The sequence below is a fragment of the Kitasatospora sp. NPDC034023 genome (assembly GCF_055575795.1).
Genome location: NZ_JBVIRY010000026.1, coordinates 115865 through 137061, shown reverse-complemented (window position 1 = coordinate 137061; position 21197 = coordinate 115865). Strand labels below are relative to the sequence as shown.

Below are 21197 nucleotides of genomic sequence, written 5' to 3'. Positions count from 1 at the left end.
AGGTAACGTAACAGACAACTGAACAGAATGCCTCCTACCAGCACGGATATCCGGCAAAGAAAGTAAACATTCAGTAATGAAATCTGTGCAGAGGTCTATGAATAGCCCTACTGTGTGGCAACTCTCCGCGCTCCGCCCACCCCGGAGCCCCCACACACAGAGAGATCGCCAATGGCTTCCCTCAACCAGATCTCGCCGCCCGGGCAGAGCACCGGCACCGAATCCGGCACCACCACCCGGTCGCTCAACCGCTCCATCGGCCTCGTCGGCCTCATGTGGGCCTCGGTCGGCTCGATCATCGGCTCCGGCTGGCTGTTCGGCGCCAAGAACGGCGTCGTCGTCGCCGGACCGGCGGCCGTCATCTCCTGGGGCATAGGCGCGGTCGCCATCGTGCTCCTCGCACTGGTGCACGCCGAGCTCGGCGGGCTCTTCCCCGTTGCCGGCGGCACCGCGCGCTACCCGCACTACGCCTTCGGCGGCCTGGCCGGCATGTCCTTCGGCTGGTTCTCCTGGCTCCAAGCCGCCACCGTCGCGCCGATCGAGGTCGAGGCGATGATCGGCTACGCGAAGGACATGCCCTGGGCCAGTGGGCTCCAGAACACCAACGGCACCCTCACCACCAGCGGGTTCATCGTCGCCACCCTGCTGATGGGCGTCTTCGTCGCCGTCAACTTCCTCGGCGTGAAGGCCCTCGCCCGGACCAACACCGCCACCACCTGGCTGAAGATCTTCGTCCCGCTGTTCACGATCTTCATCCTGGCGATCACCAGCTTCCACGGCTCGAACTTCACCTCGCACGGCTTCGCCCCGTTCGGTGCCAAGGGCGTGCTCGCGGCGATCAGCTCCAGTGGCATCATCTTCGCGCTGCTCGGCTTCGAGCAGGCCATCCAGATCGCCGGTGAGAGCCGCAACCCCAAGCGCGACATCCCCCGCGCCGTGCTCGGGTCGGTCGCCATCGGCACCATGATCTACACCCTGCTGCAGGTCGTCTTCATCGGCGCACTGCCGGTCAGCGCCTTCGCCAACGGCTGGGACAAGCTCGACTTCCCCGGCATCGACGGCCCCTTCGCCGGTCTCGCCACCCTGGTCGGCCTCGGCTGGCTGGCCTGGATCCTGAAGGCCGACGCGATCATCTCCCCCGGTGGCACCGGCCTGATCTACACCACCTCCACCTCGCGCATCTCCTACGGCCTGAGCAAGAACGGCTACGCGCCGCAGAAGTTCGAGCACCTGGACAAGAACGGCGTGCCGTGGTTCGGCCTGATCATCTCCTTCATCACCGGCGTGATCTGCTTCCTGCCCTTCCCGAGCTGGCAGGAGCTGGTCGGCTTCATCACCTCCGCCAGCGTGCTGATGTACGCCGGCGCCCCGCTGGCCTTCGGCGCGCTGCGCCGCCGCCTGCCCGACCGTGAGCGCTCCTACCGGCTGCCGCTGGGCGGCGTGATCTCCCCGGCCGCGTTCGTGGTCTCCAGCCTGATCATCTACTGGTCCGGCTGGCACATCCTGTCCCGCCTGGGCATCGCGATCGTGCTCGGCTACCTGCTGCTCGGCGGCTACGCGGTGTACGCGATCAAGAAGGGCCTGGCGAACGCGCCGCGGCTGAACTGGAAGGCCGCCCAGTGGCTGCCGGTCTACCTGCTGGGCCTGGGCCTGGTCTCCTGGCAGGGCGGCTTCGGCGACGGCACCGGCCTGATCCCGATGTGGTACGACATGGCGCTCGTCGCGGTGTTCGCGCTCGGCATCTACTACTGGGCGATCCGGGTCGCCCTGCCGGCCGAGGAGATCGAGCGTGAGGTCGCCGACGTCGAGGTGATCGACGCGGGCGGCCACTGACCCCCGCCCCCGACCACCAGGAAGGGCCCGCCGGTCGAGCGACCGGCGGGCCCTTCCGCATGCCTCAGAGGCCCAGCACCGTCCGCAGCACCGTGCCCAGCTCGGCCTCCGGGTCCAGCGCCGGACCGGACGAGCGCCACGCGACGAAGCCGTCCGGGCGGACCAGGACCGCGCCCTGCGGGCCGATGCCGTGCAGGGCGGCGAAGTCCGTGCCCGGCTCCGGGGCCAGGTCGTCCTCGGCACCGTCGCCGATCCGGAAGGCGTCCAGCGGGACGGCCAGCTTGTCCGCCGCCCGCCGGGCGCCCGCGTGCCAGGCCGCGCCGTCGGGGCCGGTGAGCAGCACCATCGCCTGCTCGTACAGGTCCAGCGTGGAGAGCTTCACGCCCGCCCGCAGCAGCCACTGGTGCGGGGCGCGGCTGCCCGGCTCGCCCGCCGACTCGAACTGCTCGGGGACGACAGCGCCCGCCCGGTCGGTGCCGATCACCGCGCCGACCGGGTAGCGGTAACCGAGCGCCACCGCGAGCACCCCGGCCTGCCGCCCGACGCCCGGCACCACCGCGTAGCCCGGGTGGCTGTGCTCGGCCGAGCGGGCCGAGGCGCGCTCGCTGGTCACCTGGGCGACCGGGCGCCGCTCCTGCCCGTACGTCTCCAGCAGCCGCGGCCCGGCCCAGCCGCACAGCACGGCAGCGAGCTTCCAGGCCAGGTTGTGGGCGTCCTGGATGCCGGTGTTGGAGCCGAAGGCGCCGGTCGGGGACATCTCGTGGGCGGAGTCCCCGGCGAGGAAGACCCGCCCGGCGCCGTACCGCTCGGCCACCCGTTCGGCCGCGTGCCAGGGCGCCCGGCCGGTCACCTCGACGTCCAGCTCCGGCAGACCGACGGCGGTGCGGATGTGCCGCTCGCAGCGCTCGTCGGTGAAGGCCTCCAACGGCTCGCCGTGCTCGGGGTGCCACGGCGCGTGGAACACCCACTCCTCCTGGTTGTCCACCGGCAGCAGCGCGCCGTCCGCCTCCGGGTTGGTCAGGTAGCAGGCGATGAAGTGCCGGTCGCCGACCACCTCCGCCAGCCGCTTGGCCCGGAAGGTGATGCTGACGTTGTGGAACAGCTCGCCCTTGCCGGTCCGGCCGATGCCCAGCCGTTCCCGGACCGGGCTGCGCGGGCCGTCCGCCGCGATCAGGAACTCCGAGCGCACCACCCGCTCCTCGCCGCTCTCCCGGCTGCGCAGCACCGAGGTCACGCCGTCGGCGTCCTGCTCGAAGGAGACCAGCTCGGTGCTGAACCGCACGTCCCCGCCCAGGTCGCGGGCCGCCCGCAGGAGCACCGGCTCCAGGTCGTTCTGGCTGCACAGGCACCACGAGCTGGGGCTGAACCGGGCCAGCCGGCCGCCCGGGTCGATCTCGCGGAACAGCCACTCCTGCTCGGCGCCGGTCAGCGAGGGCGCCTGCAGGATGCCGTGGTTGGGGGCGAGGACCGAGGCCGCCTCGCGGATCGCCGGCTCGATCCCGGCCACCCGGTACAGCTCCATCGTGCGGATGTTGTTGCCTCGGCCGCGCGGGTGATGCGAGGTGTCGGCGTGCTTCTCGACCAGCAGGTGTCCGACCCCGAGCCGGCCGAGGAAGAGTGAGGCCGACAGCCCGACCAGCGAGCCGCCCACGATCAGGACCGGCACCCGGTCGTCGATCTTCGGATTCATCAATTGCTCCACCCTGTCAGGGGATCCGGCGGCCCGAAGACTGGACTCGGCGCCGCCCTCGACGGGCCCGCTCAGCCGGGGGCCCCGCTCTTCCATCCCCCGCCCGGGGCCCCCTGTGCCGCCCCTTCGCCCGGATGGCCCGCAAATCTCGCGCCGCACCCTGTGCGCCGCCCACGATCGACCTCAGGCCTGGCGCCGACCGCCCGGGCCGACCGCCGTCGCACCGCCTTCCCACGCCGGGGAGCACCCGCCGGGCGCGGCCGACACGGCCCGCAGCGTGCGGCCAAGAGCAGAAAGTGGATCATGACAACTCTGTCCGAACCCCAGCCGAGGCAGCAGGCCGAGTCCGACACCCGGTTGCGGGTGGTGCTGATGCTGGAGATCCAGGACGGCGCCCAGCAGCGCTTCCTCGACGTCTACGAACAGCTGCGCCACCAGGTGGCCTCGGTCCCCGGCCACGTCAGCGACCAGCTGTGCCAGTCGATCAACGACCCGCGCCAGTGGCTGATCACCAGCGAGTGGGAGGACCAGGAGACCTTCCTGCAGTGGGTGGACAGCCCGGCCCACCGCGAGATGGTCAAGCCGATGCACGGCTGCGTCAGCGACAACTTCCGGTCACTGCGCTACGCCGTCCTGCGCGAGACCTCGGCGGCCGGCACCACCGGCACCCGGGCCCCGATGGAGGTGCCGCCCGGGCTGCCGCCCACCACGCCCGCCGGCCACGTCGGCCCGCCGAAGGCCGAGCCGGGCCCGGACGGTGTGGTCCGCCACGCGCTGACCTTCACCGTCAAGCCCGGCAGCGAGCCCGAGGTGGCGCGGATCCTCTCCGGCTACGCCTCCCCCAGGGCCGAGGTCGACGAGCACACCCGGCTGCAGCGCACCTCGCTGTTCATGCACGGCAACCGGGTGGTGCGGGCCGTCGAGGTGGTCGGCAACCTGGGCGACGCGCTGCGCCACGTGGCGATGCAGCCCGAGGTGCGGGCCGTCGAGGAGGCGATCAACCCGTACCTGGAGGAGGCCCGCCAGCTCGGTGACCCGCAGGCCGCCCGCGCCTTCTTCGCCAAGGCCGCGCTGCCCGCCACGCACCAGGCGATCGCCAGCTCCCCAGCCTCCGGACGGCTGCACCGGCACGCCGTGCTCTACCCCATCCGTCCGGGCCACGGGCGGTCCGTGGCCGAGCTGCTGGCCGAGCACGACAACATGGCCACCGCCGACCCGACCGGGCCGGTCGCGGCGGCCACCGTCTTCCAGCGCGAGGACGTGGTGGTGCGCCTGGTCGACCTGCGGGTTCCGGCCGAGGCCGACCCGGCGGCCGCCCTCGGCGTGGCGGACGACCAGGAGGCGGCCACCCTCGCCCGGCTGCTCGACCTCGGCCCGCAGGGCGACCTGCGCACCGTCGCCGGGCTCACCGCGTTCCTCGCCGCCCGCGCCATGAACCCGGTCACCGACCGCCGCTCGAGCGACCCCCGCGGCAACTGACGCTCCGTCAACTCCCGACTGCACCGGAGGAAGACCACCATGACCACGCAGTACCCACGGATCGTCAACGTCGACGAGGCTCCGGAGAACCGCCGGCACGGCGCGGAGCTGCGCACCATGCTCACCCCGACCAGCTGCGGGGCGACCAGCGGCTTCATGGGCTTGGCGATCGTCAAGCCCGGCGAGCGGATCGGCGAGCACTACCACCCCTACTCCGAGGAGTTCGTGTTCGTCGTCTGCGGCGAGCTGGAGGTGGACCTGGACGGGAAGCCCCATCCGCTCAAGCCCGACCAGGGCCTGATGATCCCGATCAACATGCGCCACCGCTTCCGCAACGTCGGCGACACCGAGGCCCGGATGGTCTTCCACCTCGGCCCGCTCGCCCCGCGCCCCGACCTCGGCCACGTGACCACCGAGGAGTCCGCCGCGTCCGGCCCGCCGGAACACGCCAAGGTGGCCTCGTGACGCGGCGGGTCGCCGTCACCGGGGTCGGTGTGGTCGCGCCCGGCGGGGTCGGGGTCCGGGCGTTCTGGGACCTCCTCACGGCCGGCCGCACCGCGACCCGGGGCATCACGCTCTTCGACCCCACCGGATTCCGCTCCCGGATCGCCGCCGAGGTCGACTTCGACCCGGCGGCCCACGGGCTGAGCCCGCAGGACGTCCAACGGGCCGACCGCTACGTCCAGTTCGCGATGGTCGCGGCCGACGAGGCGGTCGCCGACGCCGGCCTGGACCTCGCCGCCGAGGACCCGTGGCGGATCGCCGTCTCGCTCGGCACCGCCGTCGGCGGCACCACCCGGCTGGAGCACGACTACGCCCTGGTCAGCGCCGCCGGCGCACGCTGGGACGTGGACCACCGGCAGGCGGAGCCGCAGCTGCACCGGGCGTTCGCGCCCAGCACGCTCGCCTCCGCGGTGGCCGAGCGGAACGGCGCGCACGGCCCGGTGCAGACCGTCTCCACCGGTTGCACCTCCGGCCTGGACGCGATCGGCTACGGCTTCCAGGCGGTCGAGGAGGGCCGCGCCGACATCTGCATCGCGGGCGCCTCCGACTCCCCGATCTCGCCGATCACCGTCGCCTGCTTCGACGCCATCAAGGCCACCAGCGAGCGCAACGACGACCCGCAGCACGCCTCCCGCCCCTTCGACGCCGACCGCGACGGCTTCGTCCTCGGCGAGGGCGGCGCCGTCCTGGTGCTGGAGGAGCTGGAGCACGCCCGCCGCCGCGGCGCCCGGATCTACGGCGAGGTCGGCGGCTTCGCCACCTTCGGCAACGCGTACCACATGACCGGCCTCACCAAGGAGGGGCTGGAGATGTCCCGGGCGATCGACCACGCGCTCGCCCACGCCCGGGTCGACCGCACCGACGTCGACTACGTCAACGCGCACGGCTCGGGCACCAAGCAGAACGACCGGCACGAGACCGCCGCGGTCAAGCGCTCGCTGGGCGGGCACGCCTTCGAGACCCCGATGAGCTCGATCAAGTCGATGGTCGGGCACTCGCTCGGCGCGATCGGCGCCATCGAGGTCGTCGCCTGCACCCTGGCGCTCGCCCACGGCGTCGTGCCGCCGACCGCCAACTACGAGACTCCGGACCCGGAGTGCGACCTCGACTACGTGCCGCGCACCGCGCGCGAGCTGCCACTGAGCCACATCCTCTCGGTCGGCAGCGGATTCGGCGGATTCCAGTCCGCCGTCGTGCTCAACAGAACGGGGTGAGTTCCATGACGTCACGTCAGCAGGGCCGCCGGGCGGTGGTCACCGGCCTCGGCGTGGTGGCTCCGAACGGCGTCGGGGCCGACGCCTTCTGGAAGGCCACCAGGCAGGGCGTGAGCGTCCTCGACCGGATTTCCCGCGAGGGCTGCACCGAGCTGCCGCTCAGGATCGCGGGCCAGGTGCGGGACTTCGAGCCGCAGTCGGCGATCGACAACCGCTACCTGGTGCAGACCGACCGCTTCACGCACTACGCGATGGCCGCCGCCGACCTGGCGGTGGCGGACGCCCGCTTCCGGCCCGACGCCGAACAGCCCTTCGCGGTCGGCGTGGTGACCGCGGCCGGCTCCGGCGGCGGCGAGTTCGGCCAGCGCGAGCTCCAGCAACTCTGGGGCCAGGGGCCAAAGTTCGTCGGCCCGTACCAGTCCATCGCCTGGTTCTACGCGGCCAGCACCGGCCAGATCTCGATCCGCGGCGGCTACAAGGGCCCGTGCGCGGTCGTCGCCAGCGACGAGGCCGGCGGCCTGGACGCCCTCGCACACGCCGCCCGCTCGATCGCGCGCGGCACCGACGCGGTGGTGGTCGGCGCCGCCGAGGCCCCGCTGGCGCCGTACTCGATGGTCTGCCAGCTCGGCTACCCCGAGCTGAGCCTGGCCGAGCGGGCCGAGGAGGCCTACCTGCCGTTCACCGCGCGGGCCTGCGGCTTCGCCCCCGCCGAGGGCGGCGCGATGCTGATGCTCGAGGACGAGCAGACGGCCCTGCGGCGCGGCGCCACCGTCCGTGCGCACCTGGCCGGGCACGGCGCCACCTTCACCGGGGCCTCCCGCTGGCAGGAGTCCCGGGAGGGACTGGCCGCCGCCATCCGGATCGCGCTGGACGAGGCCCGGATCGCGCCCGAGGAGATCGACGTGGTCTTCGCGGACGCGCTGGGCGTGCCCGCCGCCGACCGGGCGGAGGCGCTGGCGCTGGCCGACGCGCTCGGCCCGGCCGCCGAACGCGTCCCGGTCACCGTGCCCAAGACCGGCACCGGCCGGGCCTACTGCGGCGCCCCGATGCTGGACGTGACCGCCGCCGTGCTGGCCATGGAGGACGGCGTCCTGCCGCCCACCCCCAACGTCACCGAGGTCTGCCACGACCTCGCCCTGGTGACCGGCCGCGCCCGCCCGGCCGAGCTGCGCACCGCCCTGGTGCTCAGCCGCGGGCTGATGGGCTCCAACTCCGCGCTGGTGCTCCGGCGCGGGGAGGGCTCCTGAACAACTCCGTCACACCCCGAAGGGAAACCCCGTGAGCGACACCCCCATGAGCAACACCCTCGGCTATCCGGAACTCGCCGCCCTGCTGCAGGCCCGGGCAGGCGTCAGCGTCGACCCGGCCGCCCTGGCGAAGTCGGGCGCGCAGTTCGACGCGTTCGGCGTCGACTCGCTCGGACTGCTCGGCGTCGTCGGCGAGTTGGAGAACCGGCACAACCTCAAGGTCACCTCCGGCGCCGAATCCGCCAAGACCCCGGCCGAGTTCCTCGAGCTGGTCAACTCCTCCCTCTCCGCGAAGGCTGGTGCCTGAGATGCCCGGACACACCGACAACGAGATCGTCATCGCCGCGCCGCTCGACCTGGTCTGGGAGATCACCAACGACCTGGAGAACTGGCCGGACCTGTTCAGCGAGTACGCCTCGGTCGAGGTCCTGGAGCGCGAGGGCGACCGCGTGCAGTTCCGGCTCACCATGCACCCGGACGAGAACGGCCAGGTGTGGAGCTGGGTCTCCGAGCGCACCACCGACAAGTCCTCGCTGGCGGTGAACGCCCGCCGGGTCGAGCCCGGCCCGTTCGAGTTCATGGACATCCGCTGGGAGTACGCGGAGGTCCCGGCCGGCACCAGGATGCGCTGGGTCCAGGACTTCGCGATGAAGCCCACCGCCCCGGTCGACGACGACGGCATGGTCAACCACATCAACAAGAACTCGCGGATCCAGATGCAGCTGATCCGCGAGAAGGTCGAGAAGCGGGCGGCGGAGCTGTGAGCGGCCCGCACCGGGCCCTGATCGTCGCCCGGATGAAGCCCGAGGCGGCGCCGGACATCGCCGAGGTGTTCGCCGAGTCCGACCAGGGCGAGCTGCCGCACCTGATCGGTGTCACCGGCCGCAGCCTCTTCCAGTTCGGCGACGTCTACCTGCACCTGATCGAGGCCGACCGCCCGCCGGGCCCGGCCGTCGCCAAGGTCATCGGGCACCCCGAGTTCCGGACCGTCAGCGACCGGCTGACCGCCTTCGTCCAGGCCTACGACCCGGCCACCTGGCGCGAGCCGAAGGACGCGATGGCGCGGGAGTTCTACCGCTGGGACCGCTGACCGGCGTGTCCCGATGGGCCCGCCCCCGGCCGTGCGCCGGGGGCGGGCCCACGTGCGTCGCCCCGCCCCTGGGCGTGCTCCCATGTCGGCTCGTCACCGGATTCACCCCGGGCTCACCCGGATTCACCCGGATCGCCCGGGCAGCCGGGTGAACACACCCGGGACTCCACCCGAAGGGCGCACAGTCCGCAGCGACACTGCCACGCTCCGGTGGCAGGCGGCGCCACGGTGGTTGACGGTGGATCAGGCGCACCACCCGCGAGCCCCCTTGCCCGGCACCGTGTCGGCAGTCGCGGGTCCGCGCGCCGGAAGGATCATCCTCATGCGTTCTGCACGCACGCTGCTCGCCGGGGCGGCCGTCGCCGCCGTCCTCACCGTCGGTGCCCCCCTGGCCTTCGCCGACGGCTCCTCCGATCAGGGCAAGAACCTCACCTGGCAGGAGAAGCAGGACAAGCCCGCCGACAAGGGCACATCCGACAGCGCCCCGAAGGCCGCGGACGACAAGAAGGGCGCCGCCTCCGAGGAGCACAAGGGCATGGAGGAGCCGAAGGGCTCCGGAGAGCACAAGGGCACCGAAGCCAAGGACGAGGACCACAAGACCCCGCACGGCGGCGTGCACACCGGTGGCGGCGGTCTGGCGCTGTCCGGCGGCGGGCTCGCCTCCGGCGCGGTGCTGCTGCTCGGCGGCCTCGGGGCCGGCGCCTACGCCCTGCGCCGCGGCCGCCGTGCCTCCGGCGCGGTCGCCTGAGGCCCGACGCGCTGCTTCCCGCCGCCTCCGGGCGCCTCACCCCGGCCGGGGTGAGGCGTACCGGGGGCGGCGGGCCGTTCGGAACCGGTTGAGCGGAGGACAGGAATGACGGGCGGTCCCGCCTCTGGAATGCCCCGGCTGCTGCGCGCCGGGATGGGCGCGGCAGCGGTCGGGCTGCTGCTGATCTACAACTCGGTGGACACCGAGCCGACCACGGACGCGGCGGCCACCCAGGCCGCTCCCCCGGCGGCCACCGCGCCGGCCGTCCCCGGGCCGCCGGCCGCCGCCTCCCCGCCGCCCGCGGCGGCCGCGCCGGGGGCTCCGGTACTCAAGCGCGCCAAGCCGACCCGGCTGCGGATCCCGCAGATCGCCGTGGACGCGCCGTTCACCGAGCTGACCCTCGGCCCGGCCGGCCAGCTCAACGCGCCGCCGCCGGACGACAAGAACCTGGTCGGCTGGTACCGGGACGGCGCGACCCCGGGCGAGCGCGGCAGCGCGGTCGTCGCCGGACACGTGGACACCACCAAGGGCCCGGCGGTGTTCCTGCTGCTGAGCCTGCTGCTGCCGGGCAACAAGGTCGAGGTGAGCCGCGCGGACGGCACGGTCGCGGTCTTCACGGTGGATTCGGTGGAGACCTTCGCCAAGGACGCCTTCCCCGACCAGAAGGTGTACGGCAAGGCGCCCGACGCCCAGCTGCGGCTGATCACCTGCGGCGGCGTGTACGACAAGAAGCGGCGGGACTACCTGGACAACGTAGTGGTCTTCGCCCACCTGGAGTCCTCGCACAAGGCCTGAAGCGCCGAAAGCCTGCAGCGGTGAAGGCCTGCAGCGGTGAAGACCGGCAGCGCTGAAAGTCCGAGGCCGCGCACGCAGACGACGACCGCCGGCCCCGGGATGCGGGGGCCGGCGGTCGGCGTGTGCGGTGGGTGCAGCGTGACGGCGTCCGCGTCAGCCGCGGACGGTGGCCTCGAAGGCGTGCAGGTAGGGGTTGACCGGGCAGACCTCGGTGACCGTCAGACCGGCCTCCTCCATCAGCCGGACCATGCTCTCCTCGGAGTGCTTGGCACCGCCCACGTTGAGCATCAGCAGCAGGTCCATGGCGGTGGTGAAGCGCATCGACGGACTGTTGTCGACGAGGTTCTCCACGACCACCACGCGGGCGCCGGGGCGGGCCGCCTTCATCACGTTGGCAAGGGTGCGGCGGGTGCTCTCGTCGTCCCACTCCAGGATGTTCTTGATGATGTAGAGGTCGGCGCGGACCGGGATGTCCACCCGGCAGTCGCCCGGCACCAGACGGGCGCGGGCGGAGAAGACGCCGCCGTCTCGCAGCCGGGGGTCGGCACCGGCGACGACCTTGGGCAGGTCGAGCAGCGTGCCGTGCAGTGCCGGGTGCTTCTCGAGCAGGCTGGCCAGCACGTGGCCCTGGCCGCCGCCGATGTCGACGACCGAGTCGACGCCGGTGAGGTCCAGGTACTCGGCGAAGTCCTGGGCGGACTGGCGGCTGGAGGTGGTCATCGCCTTGTCGAAGACCTTCGCCGAGTCGCCGCCGTCGCTGTGCAGGTAGTCGAAGAACTCCTTGCCGAACAGCTCCGGGAAGACGTTGCGGCCGGAACGGACCGCCTCGTCCAGCTTCGGCCAGGCCTCCCAGGTCCACGGCTCGGTGCACCAGAGGGAGATGTAGCGCAGGGAGTTGGGGGCGTCCTCGCGCAGCAGGCGGGACATCTCGGTGTGCTCGAAGCGGTCGTCGCCGCTCTCGGCGAAGATGCCGTAGCAGGTGAGCGCGCGCAGCAGGCGGCGCAGCTGGCGGGGCTCGGTGTCGAGCGCGGCGGCGAGGTCGGTCACGGCGGTCGGGGTGTCGCCGAGCGCGTCGGCGACACCGAGGCGGGCGGCCGCGCGGACGGCGGCGGCGCAGGCGGCACCGAAGACGAGCTCGCGCAGGCGCATCGCGGCCTGCGGACCGGCGTGGGCGGGTGCGGTGGTCATGGGCGGTCCTTGGGGGGGGGTGGGCGGCGAGAGGTCGGGGTGAGCGGCGGGCGGGTCGGGGTGCTCAGCAGCGGCCGGACGGCTCGGAGCGTTCGCAGGTGTTGCGGGCGAAGGTGTTGCCCGCGCCGGCGTCGCGGTCGGCGAGGTCGGCGGGGCCGTTGCCGCGCAGGTGGTTGTCGGTGACCACGGCCCGGGCGTTGGAGATGCCGACGACGCTCTTGAAGAGGACGATGCCGCCGGAGAAGTCCGAGGTGCCCGTGTTGTCGCGGACCTCGTTGTCGGTGACCCGGGTGTCCTCGGTCCCGGTGAGCACGATGCCTGCGCCCTGGATTGCTCCCAGGCGCGGGTTCGCCGCGCAGAACTTGTTGTTGGCGACGACCTTGTTGCGCCGCACGTCCAGGTCTCCGGCGCGGGGCACGCCCTCGTCGCCGACGACGAAGACACCGCCGCAGTTGCCGCTGATGTCGTTGTCCTGGACGGCCAGCCCGCGCAGCCGGCGGACGGTGACGCCGACCCGGTTGCCGGTCAGCTCGTTGCCCTCGACCACGGTGCCGCCGGTGTCGGGCGCGCCGCCCTCGCGGTAGGCGTAGTTGGCGAGGAAGACACCGGACTGGCCGTTGTCGGTGGAGCGGTTGCCGAGGATGGCGGCCCGGGTGGACATCTCCTGGCTGATGCCCTGCTGGGCGTTGTCGTGGACGTAGGTGCGGCGGACGGTCAGGCCGGTGGTGCCGCTGGCGTCGATGCCGTTCTTGGCGAAGCCGGTGACGGCGAGGGCCTCGATCGTGACGTCGGGCAGCGGCTTCGCCTCGGTGCCGACCACGCAGACGCCGTGCCCGGCGGTGGCGCAGGCGTTCTCCGTACCGCTGCCGGGGGTGATCACGCTGTCGGGGCCGGAGCCGCGCAGGGTGAGGCCGGGGGTGGTGATGCGGACGCTGCCCCGGTAGGTGCCGGGGAGCAGCAGGACGGTGTCGCCGGGGTGGGCGGCGTCGACGGCCTGCTGAATCGATTCGCCCGGCCGGACGAGGTGCATCGGGCCGATGTCGATGGCGTGGGCCGCGGGCGCGGCGGCCAGCGTGGTGAGGGCGGTGGTCAGGGCGGTGGCGGCCGCGGTGGCCGCGGCGAGGTGGTGGATCCGTCGCGTGGGCATGAGTGGTGACCTGTCTTTCGGCGCGCGCGGTGTTCGTGGTGATGGCTTGGTGGGGTGTCGTCGGGGCTGTGTCGTCGGGTGGTGTCGTCGGGTGGTGTCGTCGGCGGTGTCGTCGGGGTGTCGCGGTGTGCGGCCCGGTCCGGCGGTACGGGCTGACGCGCCGTGTGCGGGCGGTGACGGCCGGTGGGTGCGGCCGAGTCGACGGTACGGTCGCCCGGGTGGGGCCGCCACCAGGGCTGGGCTGCGGGACTGACGGGGCGTCGGCCGGGAGTGGGACGGCCCGGCGTGGCGCGCCGCGGGCGGGCATGACGACGCGCCCGACCGCGGGTGTGGTCGGGCGCGAGGCGGTCACGCGTGGGACGGGTCGGGCGCGGGGTGTTCCGGCTCCGGGGTCCGCTCAGCCCTCGGCCGGGGCCCGCGGGCCGAGCCGTACGGGCAGGGCGGCGAGGTGCCAGGCGGCCGGGTTCGGGCCGCGCTCGACGGCCTCCGGTCCGACCGCGAGGGCCAGCTGCGGGTACGTGCGCAGCAGCGCGCCGAAGGCGACCACCGCCTCCTCGTGCGCCAGTGCCGCGCCCAGGCAGCGGTGGGTGCCGTGGCCGAAGCCGAGGTGCGCGTCGTGGTGTCCGTCGTGGTCCGGCGCGTCCGCCCGGCAGATGTCGAGGCGTTCCGGCTCGGCGTAGACCCGCGGGTCGTGGTTGGCCCCGGCGAGGATCGGCATCACCGCCTCGCCCTTGCGGATCATGGTGCCGGCCAGGGTGAGGTCCTCCGTCGCGTAGCGCGGCACCCCACCGATGGTCGGGCCGCACCAGCGCATCAGCTCGTCGACGGCGGCGGGCAGCCGCCCCGGGTCGGCGCGGACCAGTGCCAGCTGCTCGGGGTGGGCGAGCAGGGCGGCCGTACCGTTGCCGATCAGGGTGGCGGTGGTCTCGTGCCCGGCCACGATCAGGTTGAGGATCAGCGAGACGGTCTCGACCGGGTCGACGGTGTCGCCCTCGGCGGCGGCCAGCCGGGAGAGCAGGCCCTCGGCCGGTTCGGCGCGCCGGCGCTCGATCAGCTCGCGGGCGGCGGCCACCATGGCGCGCAGCGCCTCGTCCAGGCCGGGCCCGGCGCCCCGGCCGAGGTAGGAGCTCCAGCGGCGCCACTGCGGGCGGTCGGGCTCGGGGATGCCGAGCAGCTCGCAGATCACCGTGACGGGCAGCGGGTAGGCGAAATGCGCGACCAGGTCGACCACGCCGTCCCGAGCGGCGTGCTCGGCCAGCGCCCGGGCGTACTCCTCGGCGAGCCGTTCGATCCGGGGGCGCAGGCGCTCGACCGCGCCGGCCGTGAAGGCGGGGTGCACCAGGCCGCGCATCCGGCGGTGCCGGGCGCCGTCCGCGTCGAAGACGCCGGCGCGCAGGTACTTGGCGCACTCGGGCGGCATGCCGCGGGCGCGCCAGACCTGTTCGGTGCGGTGGGCGGGGGTGAGCGCCTCGGCCGGGACCTGCGCGTCCTGCGGGTCCTGCGCGTTTGCCGGGGCCGGCGTTTCCGCCGGGTCCGCCGGGTCCGCCGGGTCCGCCGGGTGGTCGACGGTGCTCACGTTGTTGGCGAAGCGCGGGTCCGACAGCACGGTGCGGACGTCCTGGTAGCGGACGGCGATCCAAAACGGGTCCACGCCGGGGATGGTGGCGCGGGCGAGCGGGGCGCGTTCGCGCAGCTCGGCGAAGGCGGTGAAGGGGTCGCGGATCAGGTGGTCGGCGCGCAGGTCGACGGTCTCGGCGGGTTCGGCGGTGGTCACGGCTGCCTCCTCAGGGGGCGCGGAGTCCATGTGGTCACGGATCGTGACGGAGTTGGGGCGTCGTGGTCCGTCCTTTCGGCGCACAATTCACTCGATGGAGTACAGAGGATCGTTTCGCCAGGCCTCGGGAAGCCCTGCCGTCGGGCGCCCGTTCCGGCCTGCCCGACACCGTCGTCCGGTCGCGTGACATGCTCGGGGCCATGACCACCGCGCTCGTACCGCCCGTCGCCACCGCCCGCAACCCGATCGGTGCCCACGTCCCGGTGGCCGCTCGGGGGCTGGCCGGGACGGGCCTGGCGTACGCGCGGCGGGTCGGCGCCGAGACGGTGCAGGTGTTCGTGGCCAACCCGCGCGGCTGGGCCACTCCCCCGGGTAACCCGGCGCAGGACGAGGAGTTCCGCGTCGCCTGCGCCGAGGGGTCCATCCCCGCCTGGGTGCACGCGCCCTACCTGATCAACTTCGGCTCGGACAACCCGGCCACCCGCGAGCGCTCGGCCGACTCGCTGCGCCACTCGCTGCGCCGGGGCCACTCCATCGGCGCACTCGGTGTCGTGCTGCACACCGGCTCGGCGGTCGGCACGGCGCCCGGCGGCGGCTCGCGCCGGGCCGAGGCGATGGCGCAGGTCCGCGCGGACGTCCGGCCGCTGCTGGACGAACTCGACGCGCTCGGCGAGGACGCGCCGTGGCTGCTGCTGGAGCCGACCGCAGGCCAGGGCAGCTCGCTCTGCTCACGGCTGGAGGAGCTGGCCGAGTACGTGGCGGCGCTGGACGGTCACCCGAAGGTGGGAGTTTGCCTGGACACCTGCCACGCCTTCGCGGCCGGGCACGACCTGGCGGTACCCGGTGGGGTGACGGCCGCGCTGGACGCCCTGGCCTCCGCCGCCGGTCCGGGCCGGCTGCGGCTGATCCACGCCAATGACTCCGAGGACGTGGTCGGCGCCCGCAAGGACCGGCACGCCAACATCGGCGCCGGGATGATCGGCGCGGAGCCGTTCCGCGAGCTGTTCGAGCACCCGGAGACGGCCGGCGTGCCACTGCTGGTGGAGACCCCGGACCGCAAGCACGGCGGGGACGGCACCGGGCACGCGCTGGACATCGCGGTGCTGAAGGAGCTGCGGGAGCGGGCGGCGGTCCGCCTCTGAGGGCGCGGGCGGCACGTCGCGTGTGACCGCCACGCCGCGGATCGCGTGCGTGTGACCGCCACTCGGCGGGGTCGCGTGTGACCGCCACATGGCCGCGACTGGAGCTGCCGGATCCCGGGGCCGGTGCGAGGCTGATCCGAGTCCCTGCCGCCGGCCTTCCTGGGGGTCGTCCATGTCTCCGACCCGGAAACTCGCCGCGCTGCCGTGCGGACGCCACAGCAAATGGGTGGTGCTCGCCCTGTGGCTGGTGCTGCTGGTGGCCGTCGGCCCGCTGGCCGGCAAGCTCATGGGCGCCGAGGACAACCAGGCGTCCAGCTGGCTGCCCGGCAACGCCGAGTCCACCCGGGTGCTGAACGAGCAGCGCACCTTCCAGCCGGTGGACACCGCCCAGGCCGTCGTGGTGTACCAGCGGACCGGCGGCATCACCCCCGTCGACCGGGCCGAGGCCACCCGTGAGGCCGTCGAGTTCGCCGCCGTACCGCACGTCGTCGGACCGGTGATCGGCCCCGTGCTCTCCGCCGACGGGCAGGCGATGCAGACCATCGTGCCGATCGACATCGGCACCAACGGCTGGAACGACCTGAAGCCCGCCGTCGACCAGCTGCGCCAGACCGCCGCCGCCGGCAGCCACGGCATGACCACCCACGTGACAGGCCCCGGTGGCGTCGCCGCCGACCAGGCCAAGGCTTTCGCGGGCATCGACAGCTCACTGCTCGTCGCCACCATCAGCGTCGTGATCATCCTGCTGCTGCTCACCTACCGCAGCCCGGTGCTGTGGATCCTGCCGCTGGTCTCGGCGGCCGGGGCGCTGACCGTCGCCGAGGCGTTCATCTACCTGCTCGCCAAGCACGCCGGCCTGACCGTCAACGCGCAGAGCGCCGGCATCCTGATCGTCCTGGTGCTCGGCGCCGGGACGGACTACGCGCTGCTGATCACCGCCCGCTACCGCGAGGAGCTGCGCCGCCACCAGGACCGGCACGAGGCGATGGCCTTCGCCCTGCACCGGGCCGGGCCCGCCATCCTGGCCTCCTCCGCGACCGTGATCGCCTCCATGCTCTGCCTGCTCATCGCCGAGATGAACTCCACCAGCGGCCTCGGCCCGGTCTGCGCGATCGGCGTCCTGGTCGCCCTCGTGGCCATGCTCACCCTGCTGCCGGCGCTGCTGGTGATCGTCGGCCGCTGGGTGTTCTGGCCGGTCCGGCCCGGGTACGGCACGCCGGAGCCGACCAGGACCGGCCGCTGGGCGCACATCGGGGGATGGATCGGCCGGCGGCCCCGCAAGGTGTGGGTGGGGACGGCGCTGGCGCTCGCGGCGTGCTGCGTCGGGCTGGTCTCGCTCGACGCCAACGGCCTCAGCACCGCCGGGACCTTCACCGGCAAGCCGGACTCGGTGGTCGGCCAGCAGGTGCTGCAGCAGCACTTCCCCGGCGGGACGGGCGCGCCGCTCACCATCATCTCCACCGGCGCCGGCGCCCCCGCCGTCCGGGAAGCGGCCCGGACCACGACCGGGGTGGCGGCCACCACGCCGCCGGTCCTCCACGACGGGCAGGCCCTGTTCCAGGCCACCCTCACCGACCCGCCGGACAGCCAGGCCGCCAAGGACACCGTCGACCGGGTGCGCGACGCCGTGCACGCCGTACCGAACGCGGACGCCAAGGTCGGCGGCAACACCGCCGTCGTCCTGGACGCCGGACGCGCCTCCGGGAACGACAACCGGGCGATCATCCCGCTCATCCTCGGCGTGGTGCTGCTGATCCTGGCCGTACTGCTGCGGGCCGTCACGGCGCCGCTGGTGCTGATCGCGACCGTGGTGCTGTCGTACGCGGCGGCGCTCGGGATCAGCGCGTTCTTCTTCGCGAACGTCTTCCACTTCCAGGGCCAGGACAACGCGTTCCCGCTGTTCGTCTTCGTCTTCCTGGTCGCGCTGGGGATCGACTACAACATCTTCCTGACGACCCGGGTCCGCGAGGAGTCCGCCCAGCACGGCACCCGGCAGGGGGCGTTGAACGGGCTGTCCGCCACCGGCGGGGTGATCACCTCGGCCGGCCTGATCCTGGCCAGCACCTTCGCCGTCCTCGGCACCCTGCCGATCGTGGGCTTCGCCGAGATCGGCTTCGCGGTGGCCCTCGGCGTGCTGCTCGACACCCTGGTGGTGCGCTCGGTGCTGGTCACGGCGCTCACCATGGACCTCGACCGGCACATGTGGTGGCCGGGGCAGCTGTCCCGGCCCGCCCTGGTCCCGGAGGCTCGGCTGACCAGACAGCCGTGAGCCGTGCGCAGACGGCGGTGAGCAGACAGCGGTGAGCAGACGGCAGTGAGAGGACAGCGGTGAGCCCGGGAACCGTCGCGGCGGTTCCCGGGCTCAGCCGTCGATCAGCCCTCGATCAGCAGTCGCCGGTGCACTTGTCGTCGGTGTGCTCGTGAGCGTTGAGCCACTTGGCGTGCGGGCCGAACAGGCCGACACCGGCCGAACCCGACTCCAGGCTCGCCGAGGTCGACGAGCTCGACGAGTCCGACGCGTGCCAACCGGCCATCGCCGGCACCGGCGCGGCGAAGGCGGCGGCACCCGTCACGGCGGCGATCACGGCGAGCTTGCGGACGTTTCCACGAAGCGACATCAGATGTCCTTTGGGTGGTCTCTGGCATGGAAGGAGAAGCGCCCCGGAGCCGGCCACAAGCACACCCGGCCAGCCCGCGGCACCGGCACAGGTTTGCACACGAACGCGCACGAACCCGCCTTCATCGCAACACGACTGAGGCATTCGGATGACGCAACTCCCCCTGCCGGACGAACCGGGGGGCCGTTCGCGCACGCGGGCGGGCGGGTGGGCGAGCGGGGTCGAGCAGACGGTCGAGCAGGCGGTCGAGCGGGCGGACGGACCGCGCCGGACGAGTGCCCGTCAGGCCGCCGTGCGACCGCAAGTCTTGCGGTGAGGCACTCGACAAACTGAACAAATCCCGTCGATTTGGTGCAAGGTACCGCCCGGTCCGAGCATGAACGGCCGCTCCGCACACTCCGCACGCTCCACCGAGCGCGCCGCCGGAGCACGGGCAGGACCACGAAAGGCGCACCACCCTCATGCAGACCAGCCCCGCCGCGACCCGGCAGGCGACCCGACCGAGCCGCCCGGAGACCCCGGCCCCGGTCGACCCCACCGCTTCGAAGAACGGCCGCTTCGGGCCGGCGGCCGCGACCGCCCTGGTGATGGGCAACATCATCGGCGGCGGCATCTTCATGATCCCGGCCGCCGTGGCCCCGTACGGGACCGTCAGCCTGGTCTCCTTCGCGGTGCTCACCGTGGGCGCGATCGCGCTGGCACTGGTCTTCGGGCAGCTGGCACGGCGCACCCCGCGCACCGGCGGGCCGTACGTCTACGCCCGCGAGGCCTTCGGGGACTTCGCGGGCTTCCTGTCCGCCTGGTCGTACTGGATCACCACCTGGGTCAGCAACGCCGCGCTCGCCGTGGCCGCCGTCGGCTACCTGGACGTGCTGCTGCCCGTCGGCCACTCCACCGCGTTCAGCATCACGGCCGCACTGGCCTTCCAGTGGCTGCCCGCGCTGGCGAACCTGGCCGGGACCCGGTACGTCGGGGCCGTCCAACTCGTCTCCACCGTCCTGAAGTTCATCCCGCTGCTGCTGGTCTCGGTGGGTGGCCTGTTCTTCTTCGACCCGAAGAACCTCGGCCCCTTCGACGGAAACGGCCAGGGCTGGGCGGGCGGCATGACCGCCGCCGCGGCGATCCTGTTGTTCAGCTACCTGGGCGTGGAGTCGGCCGCGATGAGCGCGGGCAACGTCCGCGACCCGGAGCGCAACGTCGGCCGGGCCAGTGTGCTCGGCACCGCCGGTGCGGCGGTGGTCTATCTGCTGGGCACGCTCGCGGTCTTCGGCAGCGTCGCGCACGAGCGGCTCGTCCACTCCACCGCGCCGTTCTCGGACGCCGTGGACGCCATGTTCGGCGGCTCCTGGGGCGGCACGGCGATCGCCGTCGCCGCGCTGGTCTCGATGACCGGCGCCCTCAACGGCTGGACCCTGCTGGCAGCCCAGGCCCCGTACGCGGCAGCCAAGGACGGCCTCTTCCCGGCCGCCTTCGGAAAGGAGCGGCGCGGCGTGCCGACCTTCGGTGTGGTGGTGAGCGTCGCCCTGGCCTCGGCACTGACCGTCCTCAACTTCGCCAGCGGCGCGAAGGGAGCCTTCGAACTCCTGGTGCTGGTCACCACCTTCACCGCGACCGTCCCGTACCTGCTCTCCACCGCCGCACAGCTGTACTGGCTGGTCCGCGGCGCCACCGACAAGGTGGACAACGGCCGGCTCGTCCGGGACGCCGTCCTCGGGCTCGGCGCCTTCGCCTTCTCCCTCTGGCTCCTCGCCGGCGCCGGCTACGCCGCCGTCTACCAGGGCGTCCTGTTCCTCTTCGCGGGGATCCTGGTCTACGTCTGGATGGCGGGCCGACGCCGCGGCTGAACCCGGGAACGGCGGTGAACGCCCTTACCGGGCACTGGACTTGTCCGGCACGTGTCCGATGTCCACGAGGATTCCACGTCCCTGGTCCACCCGCGTAGGCGACGGGCGGGTTCGCCACACTGGCGCACGCAACTCAGCGACTCATCCGATGAGATGATGGAGCGTTCGCCATGGCCCCCACCGCGTCCACACGCCGGTGCCGCTCGCCGAAGCCTGGGCCTCCGGCGCCTGGTCCTGGACCACCGCCCGGCGCCAGGCGCCAGGCCTTCGCCAACGACGTCACCCGCCCCCAACTGCTCCTGGTCTCCGCCGGCAGCAACCGCTCCAAGGGCGACCGCGACCCCGCCGAGTGGCTCCTCCAGGCCTCCTACCGCTGCACCTACGCCCGCGCCCGGGTGCAGGTCAAGCAGTACTACGGCCTCGGCGTCGACAGCGCCGAGAAGACCGCGCTCACCGGCATCCTCAACGGCTGCTGACCCACCCCCGCTCCGCCCCGCTGGCCCGGCGCACCCCGCGCCGGGCCACCGCTGCGCCCCCTGCACCCTGCCGCGCCGTCGATTCCGCGCCCACTCGAACGGCGCGGCTGACGGGCGGCGCGACGAGGTCGCGCCTACGGTGCGGTGCCAGGGGGTCAACCGAGCGAAAGGCAGTTACCGGCATGGCGGGTAGATTCGAGCTGTACACGGACGAGAGCGGGATGCACCGGTTCCGACTCAAGGCGAGCAACGGGTCGGTCGTGGTGACCGGAGACCCGGAGGAGAGCAAGGACGACTGCCTGCGGAGCATCGAGTCGATCCGCAAGCTCGCCCCGTACGCGGAGCTCAAGGAGGCGGCCGGGTCGATGTGAGGCCGGGGCTGCAGCGGGTGGCAGGTAGCAAGTAGCA

At 73.0% G+C, this 21197-nt stretch carries 19 protein-coding genes and 1 pseudogene; 15 read left to right on the top strand and 5 right to left on the bottom strand.

Annotated elements, in window-relative coordinates:
• Nucleotides 1–171: 171 nt before the first annotated feature.
• A complete protein-coding gene (locus ACZ52R_RS29885) occupies nucleotides 172–1833 on the top strand; it encodes an APC family permease (protein WP_465623398.1) in 1662 nt (553 codons plus the stop codon).
• 64 nt (nucleotides 1834–1897) lie between these two features.
• Here the strand turns inward: ACZ52R_RS29885 and ACZ52R_RS29880 are convergent, their stop codons facing one another.
• Nucleotides 1898–3619 carry an FAD-dependent oxidoreductase gene (locus ACZ52R_RS29880; protein WP_465754471.1) on the bottom strand — a complete coding sequence of 574 codons (1722 nt, stop codon included), beginning with the start codon at nucleotides 3617–3619 and terminating at the stop codon, nucleotides 1898–1900.
• A gap of 207 nt (nucleotides 3620–3826) precedes the next feature.
• On the opposite strand from ACZ52R_RS29880, the gene ACZ52R_RS29875 reads away from it, so the two are divergent.
• The 9 genes from ACZ52R_RS29875 (at nucleotide 3827) to ACZ52R_RS29835 (ending at nucleotide 10600) form a co-directional block, all read left to right on the top strand.
• Nucleotides 3827–5002, top strand: a complete 1176-nt coding sequence (locus ACZ52R_RS29875; RefSeq protein WP_465754470.1) for a SchA/CurD-like domain-containing protein — start codon at nucleotides 3827–3829, stop codon at nucleotides 5000–5002.
• Nucleotides 5003–5041: 39 nt separating this feature from the next.
• Nucleotides 5042–5467 (top strand): cupin domain-containing protein, encoded by a 426-nt coding sequence (locus tag ACZ52R_RS29870; RefSeq protein ID WP_360503320.1) that lies wholly within the window; start codon nucleotides 5042–5044, stop codon nucleotides 5465–5467.
• Complete coding sequence (locus ACZ52R_RS29865) at nucleotides 5464–6720, top strand: beta-ketoacyl-[acyl-carrier-protein] synthase family protein (protein ID WP_465623395.1); 1257 nt, start codon at nucleotides 5464–5466, stop codon at nucleotides 6718–6720. Before ACZ52R_RS29870 ends, ACZ52R_RS29865 begins: the two co-directional genes overlap by 4 nt.
• A gap of 5 nt (nucleotides 6721–6725) precedes the next feature.
• Nucleotides 6726–7967 carry a beta-ketoacyl synthase N-terminal-like domain-containing protein gene (locus ACZ52R_RS29860; RefSeq protein WP_465623393.1) on the top strand — a complete coding sequence of 414 codons (1242 nt, stop codon included), beginning with the start codon at nucleotides 6726–6728 and terminating at the stop codon, nucleotides 7965–7967.
• 46 nt (nucleotides 7968–8013) lie between these two features.
• On the top strand, nucleotides 8014–8274 hold the full coding sequence (locus ACZ52R_RS29855; RefSeq protein WP_465754473.1) for an acyl carrier protein: 261 nt from the start codon (nucleotides 8014–8016) through the stop codon (nucleotides 8272–8274).
• Between the two features lies 1 nt (nucleotide 8275).
• Nucleotides 8276–8731 (top strand): SRPBCC family protein, encoded by a 456-nt coding sequence (locus ACZ52R_RS29850; protein ID WP_465623392.1) that lies wholly within the window; start codon nucleotides 8276–8278, stop codon nucleotides 8729–8731.
• Nucleotides 8728–9057: a TcmI family type II polyketide cyclase gene (locus ACZ52R_RS29845; protein ID WP_360503308.1), complete on the top strand. Its 330-nt coding sequence runs from the start codon at nucleotides 8728–8730 to the stop codon at nucleotides 9055–9057. The genes ACZ52R_RS29850 and ACZ52R_RS29845 overlap by 4 nt, the downstream gene beginning before the upstream one ends.
• Nucleotides 9058–9379: 322 nt before the next feature.
• Nucleotides 9380–9805 (top strand): hypothetical protein, encoded by a 426-nt coding sequence (locus ACZ52R_RS29840; protein WP_360503305.1) that lies wholly within the window; start codon nucleotides 9380–9382, stop codon nucleotides 9803–9805.
• A gap of 105 nt (nucleotides 9806–9910) precedes the next feature.
• The gene (locus ACZ52R_RS29835; protein ID WP_465664232.1) at nucleotides 9911–10600 is read left to right on the top strand and encodes a class F sortase; all 690 of its coding nucleotides are present in this window, start codon (nucleotides 9911–9913) and stop codon (nucleotides 10598–10600) included.
• 153 nt (nucleotides 10601–10753) lie between these two features.
• Here ACZ52R_RS29835 and ACZ52R_RS29830 read toward each other — a convergent pair whose 3' ends face one another.
• From ACZ52R_RS29830 to ACZ52R_RS29820, 3 genes are all read right to left on the bottom strand, one after another.
• Nucleotides 10754–11788 (bottom strand): methyltransferase, encoded by a 1035-nt coding sequence (locus ACZ52R_RS29830; protein ID WP_465754469.1) that lies wholly within the window; start codon nucleotides 11786–11788, stop codon nucleotides 10754–10756.
• A gap of 64 nt (nucleotides 11789–11852) precedes the next feature.
• Entirely contained in the window at nucleotides 11853–12935 is a 1083-nt protein-coding gene (locus ACZ52R_RS29825; RefSeq protein WP_465754468.1) for a right-handed parallel beta-helix repeat-containing protein, read from the bottom strand.
• Between the two features lie 397 nt (nucleotides 12936–13332).
• Nucleotides 13333–14709, bottom strand: a complete 1377-nt coding sequence (locus ACZ52R_RS29820; protein WP_465754467.1) for a cytochrome P450 family protein — start codon at nucleotides 14707–14709, stop codon at nucleotides 13333–13335.
• Nucleotides 14710–14909: 200 nt separating this feature from the next.
• On the opposite strand from ACZ52R_RS29820, the gene ACZ52R_RS29815 reads away from it, so the two are divergent.
• The gene (locus tag ACZ52R_RS29815) at nucleotides 14910–15851 is read left to right on the top strand and encodes a deoxyribonuclease IV (RefSeq protein WP_465623385.1); all 942 of its coding nucleotides are present in this window, start codon (nucleotides 14910–14912) and stop codon (nucleotides 15849–15851) included.
• 172 nt (nucleotides 15852–16023) lie between these two features.
• A complete protein-coding gene (locus ACZ52R_RS29810; RefSeq protein ID WP_465754466.1) occupies nucleotides 16024–18120 on the top strand; it encodes an MMPL family transporter in 2097 nt (698 codons plus the stop codon).
• A 115-nt stretch (nucleotides 18121–18235) separates the two neighbouring features.
• Here the strand turns inward: ACZ52R_RS29810 and ACZ52R_RS29805 are convergent, their stop codons facing one another.
• The gene (locus ACZ52R_RS29805) at nucleotides 18236–18469 is read right to left on the bottom strand and encodes a hypothetical protein (protein WP_360503287.1); all 234 of its coding nucleotides are present in this window, start codon (nucleotides 18467–18469) and stop codon (nucleotides 18236–18238) included.
• A 461-nt stretch (nucleotides 18470–18930) separates the two neighbouring features.
• Here ACZ52R_RS29805 and ACZ52R_RS29800 point away from each other — a divergent pair, with 461 nt between their 5' ends.
• From ACZ52R_RS29800 to ACZ52R_RS29790, 3 genes and pseudogenes are all read left to right on the top strand, one after another.
• The gene (locus ACZ52R_RS29800; protein WP_465664236.1) at nucleotides 18931–20313 is read left to right on the top strand and encodes an amino acid permease; all 1383 of its coding nucleotides are present in this window, start codon (nucleotides 18931–18933) and stop codon (nucleotides 20311–20313) included.
• Between the two features lie 196 nt (nucleotides 20314–20509).
• Nucleotides 20510–20789: pseudogene (locus ACZ52R_RS29795) on the top strand (hypothetical protein); the annotation flags it as partial.
• Nucleotides 20790–20971: 182 nt separating this feature from the next.
• Nucleotides 20972–21160, top strand: coding sequence for a YegP family protein (locus tag ACZ52R_RS29790; protein ID WP_360503282.1), 189 nt, complete (start codon nucleotides 20972–20974; stop codon nucleotides 21158–21160).
• The last annotated feature ends 37 nt before the right edge of the window (nucleotides 21161–21197 follow it).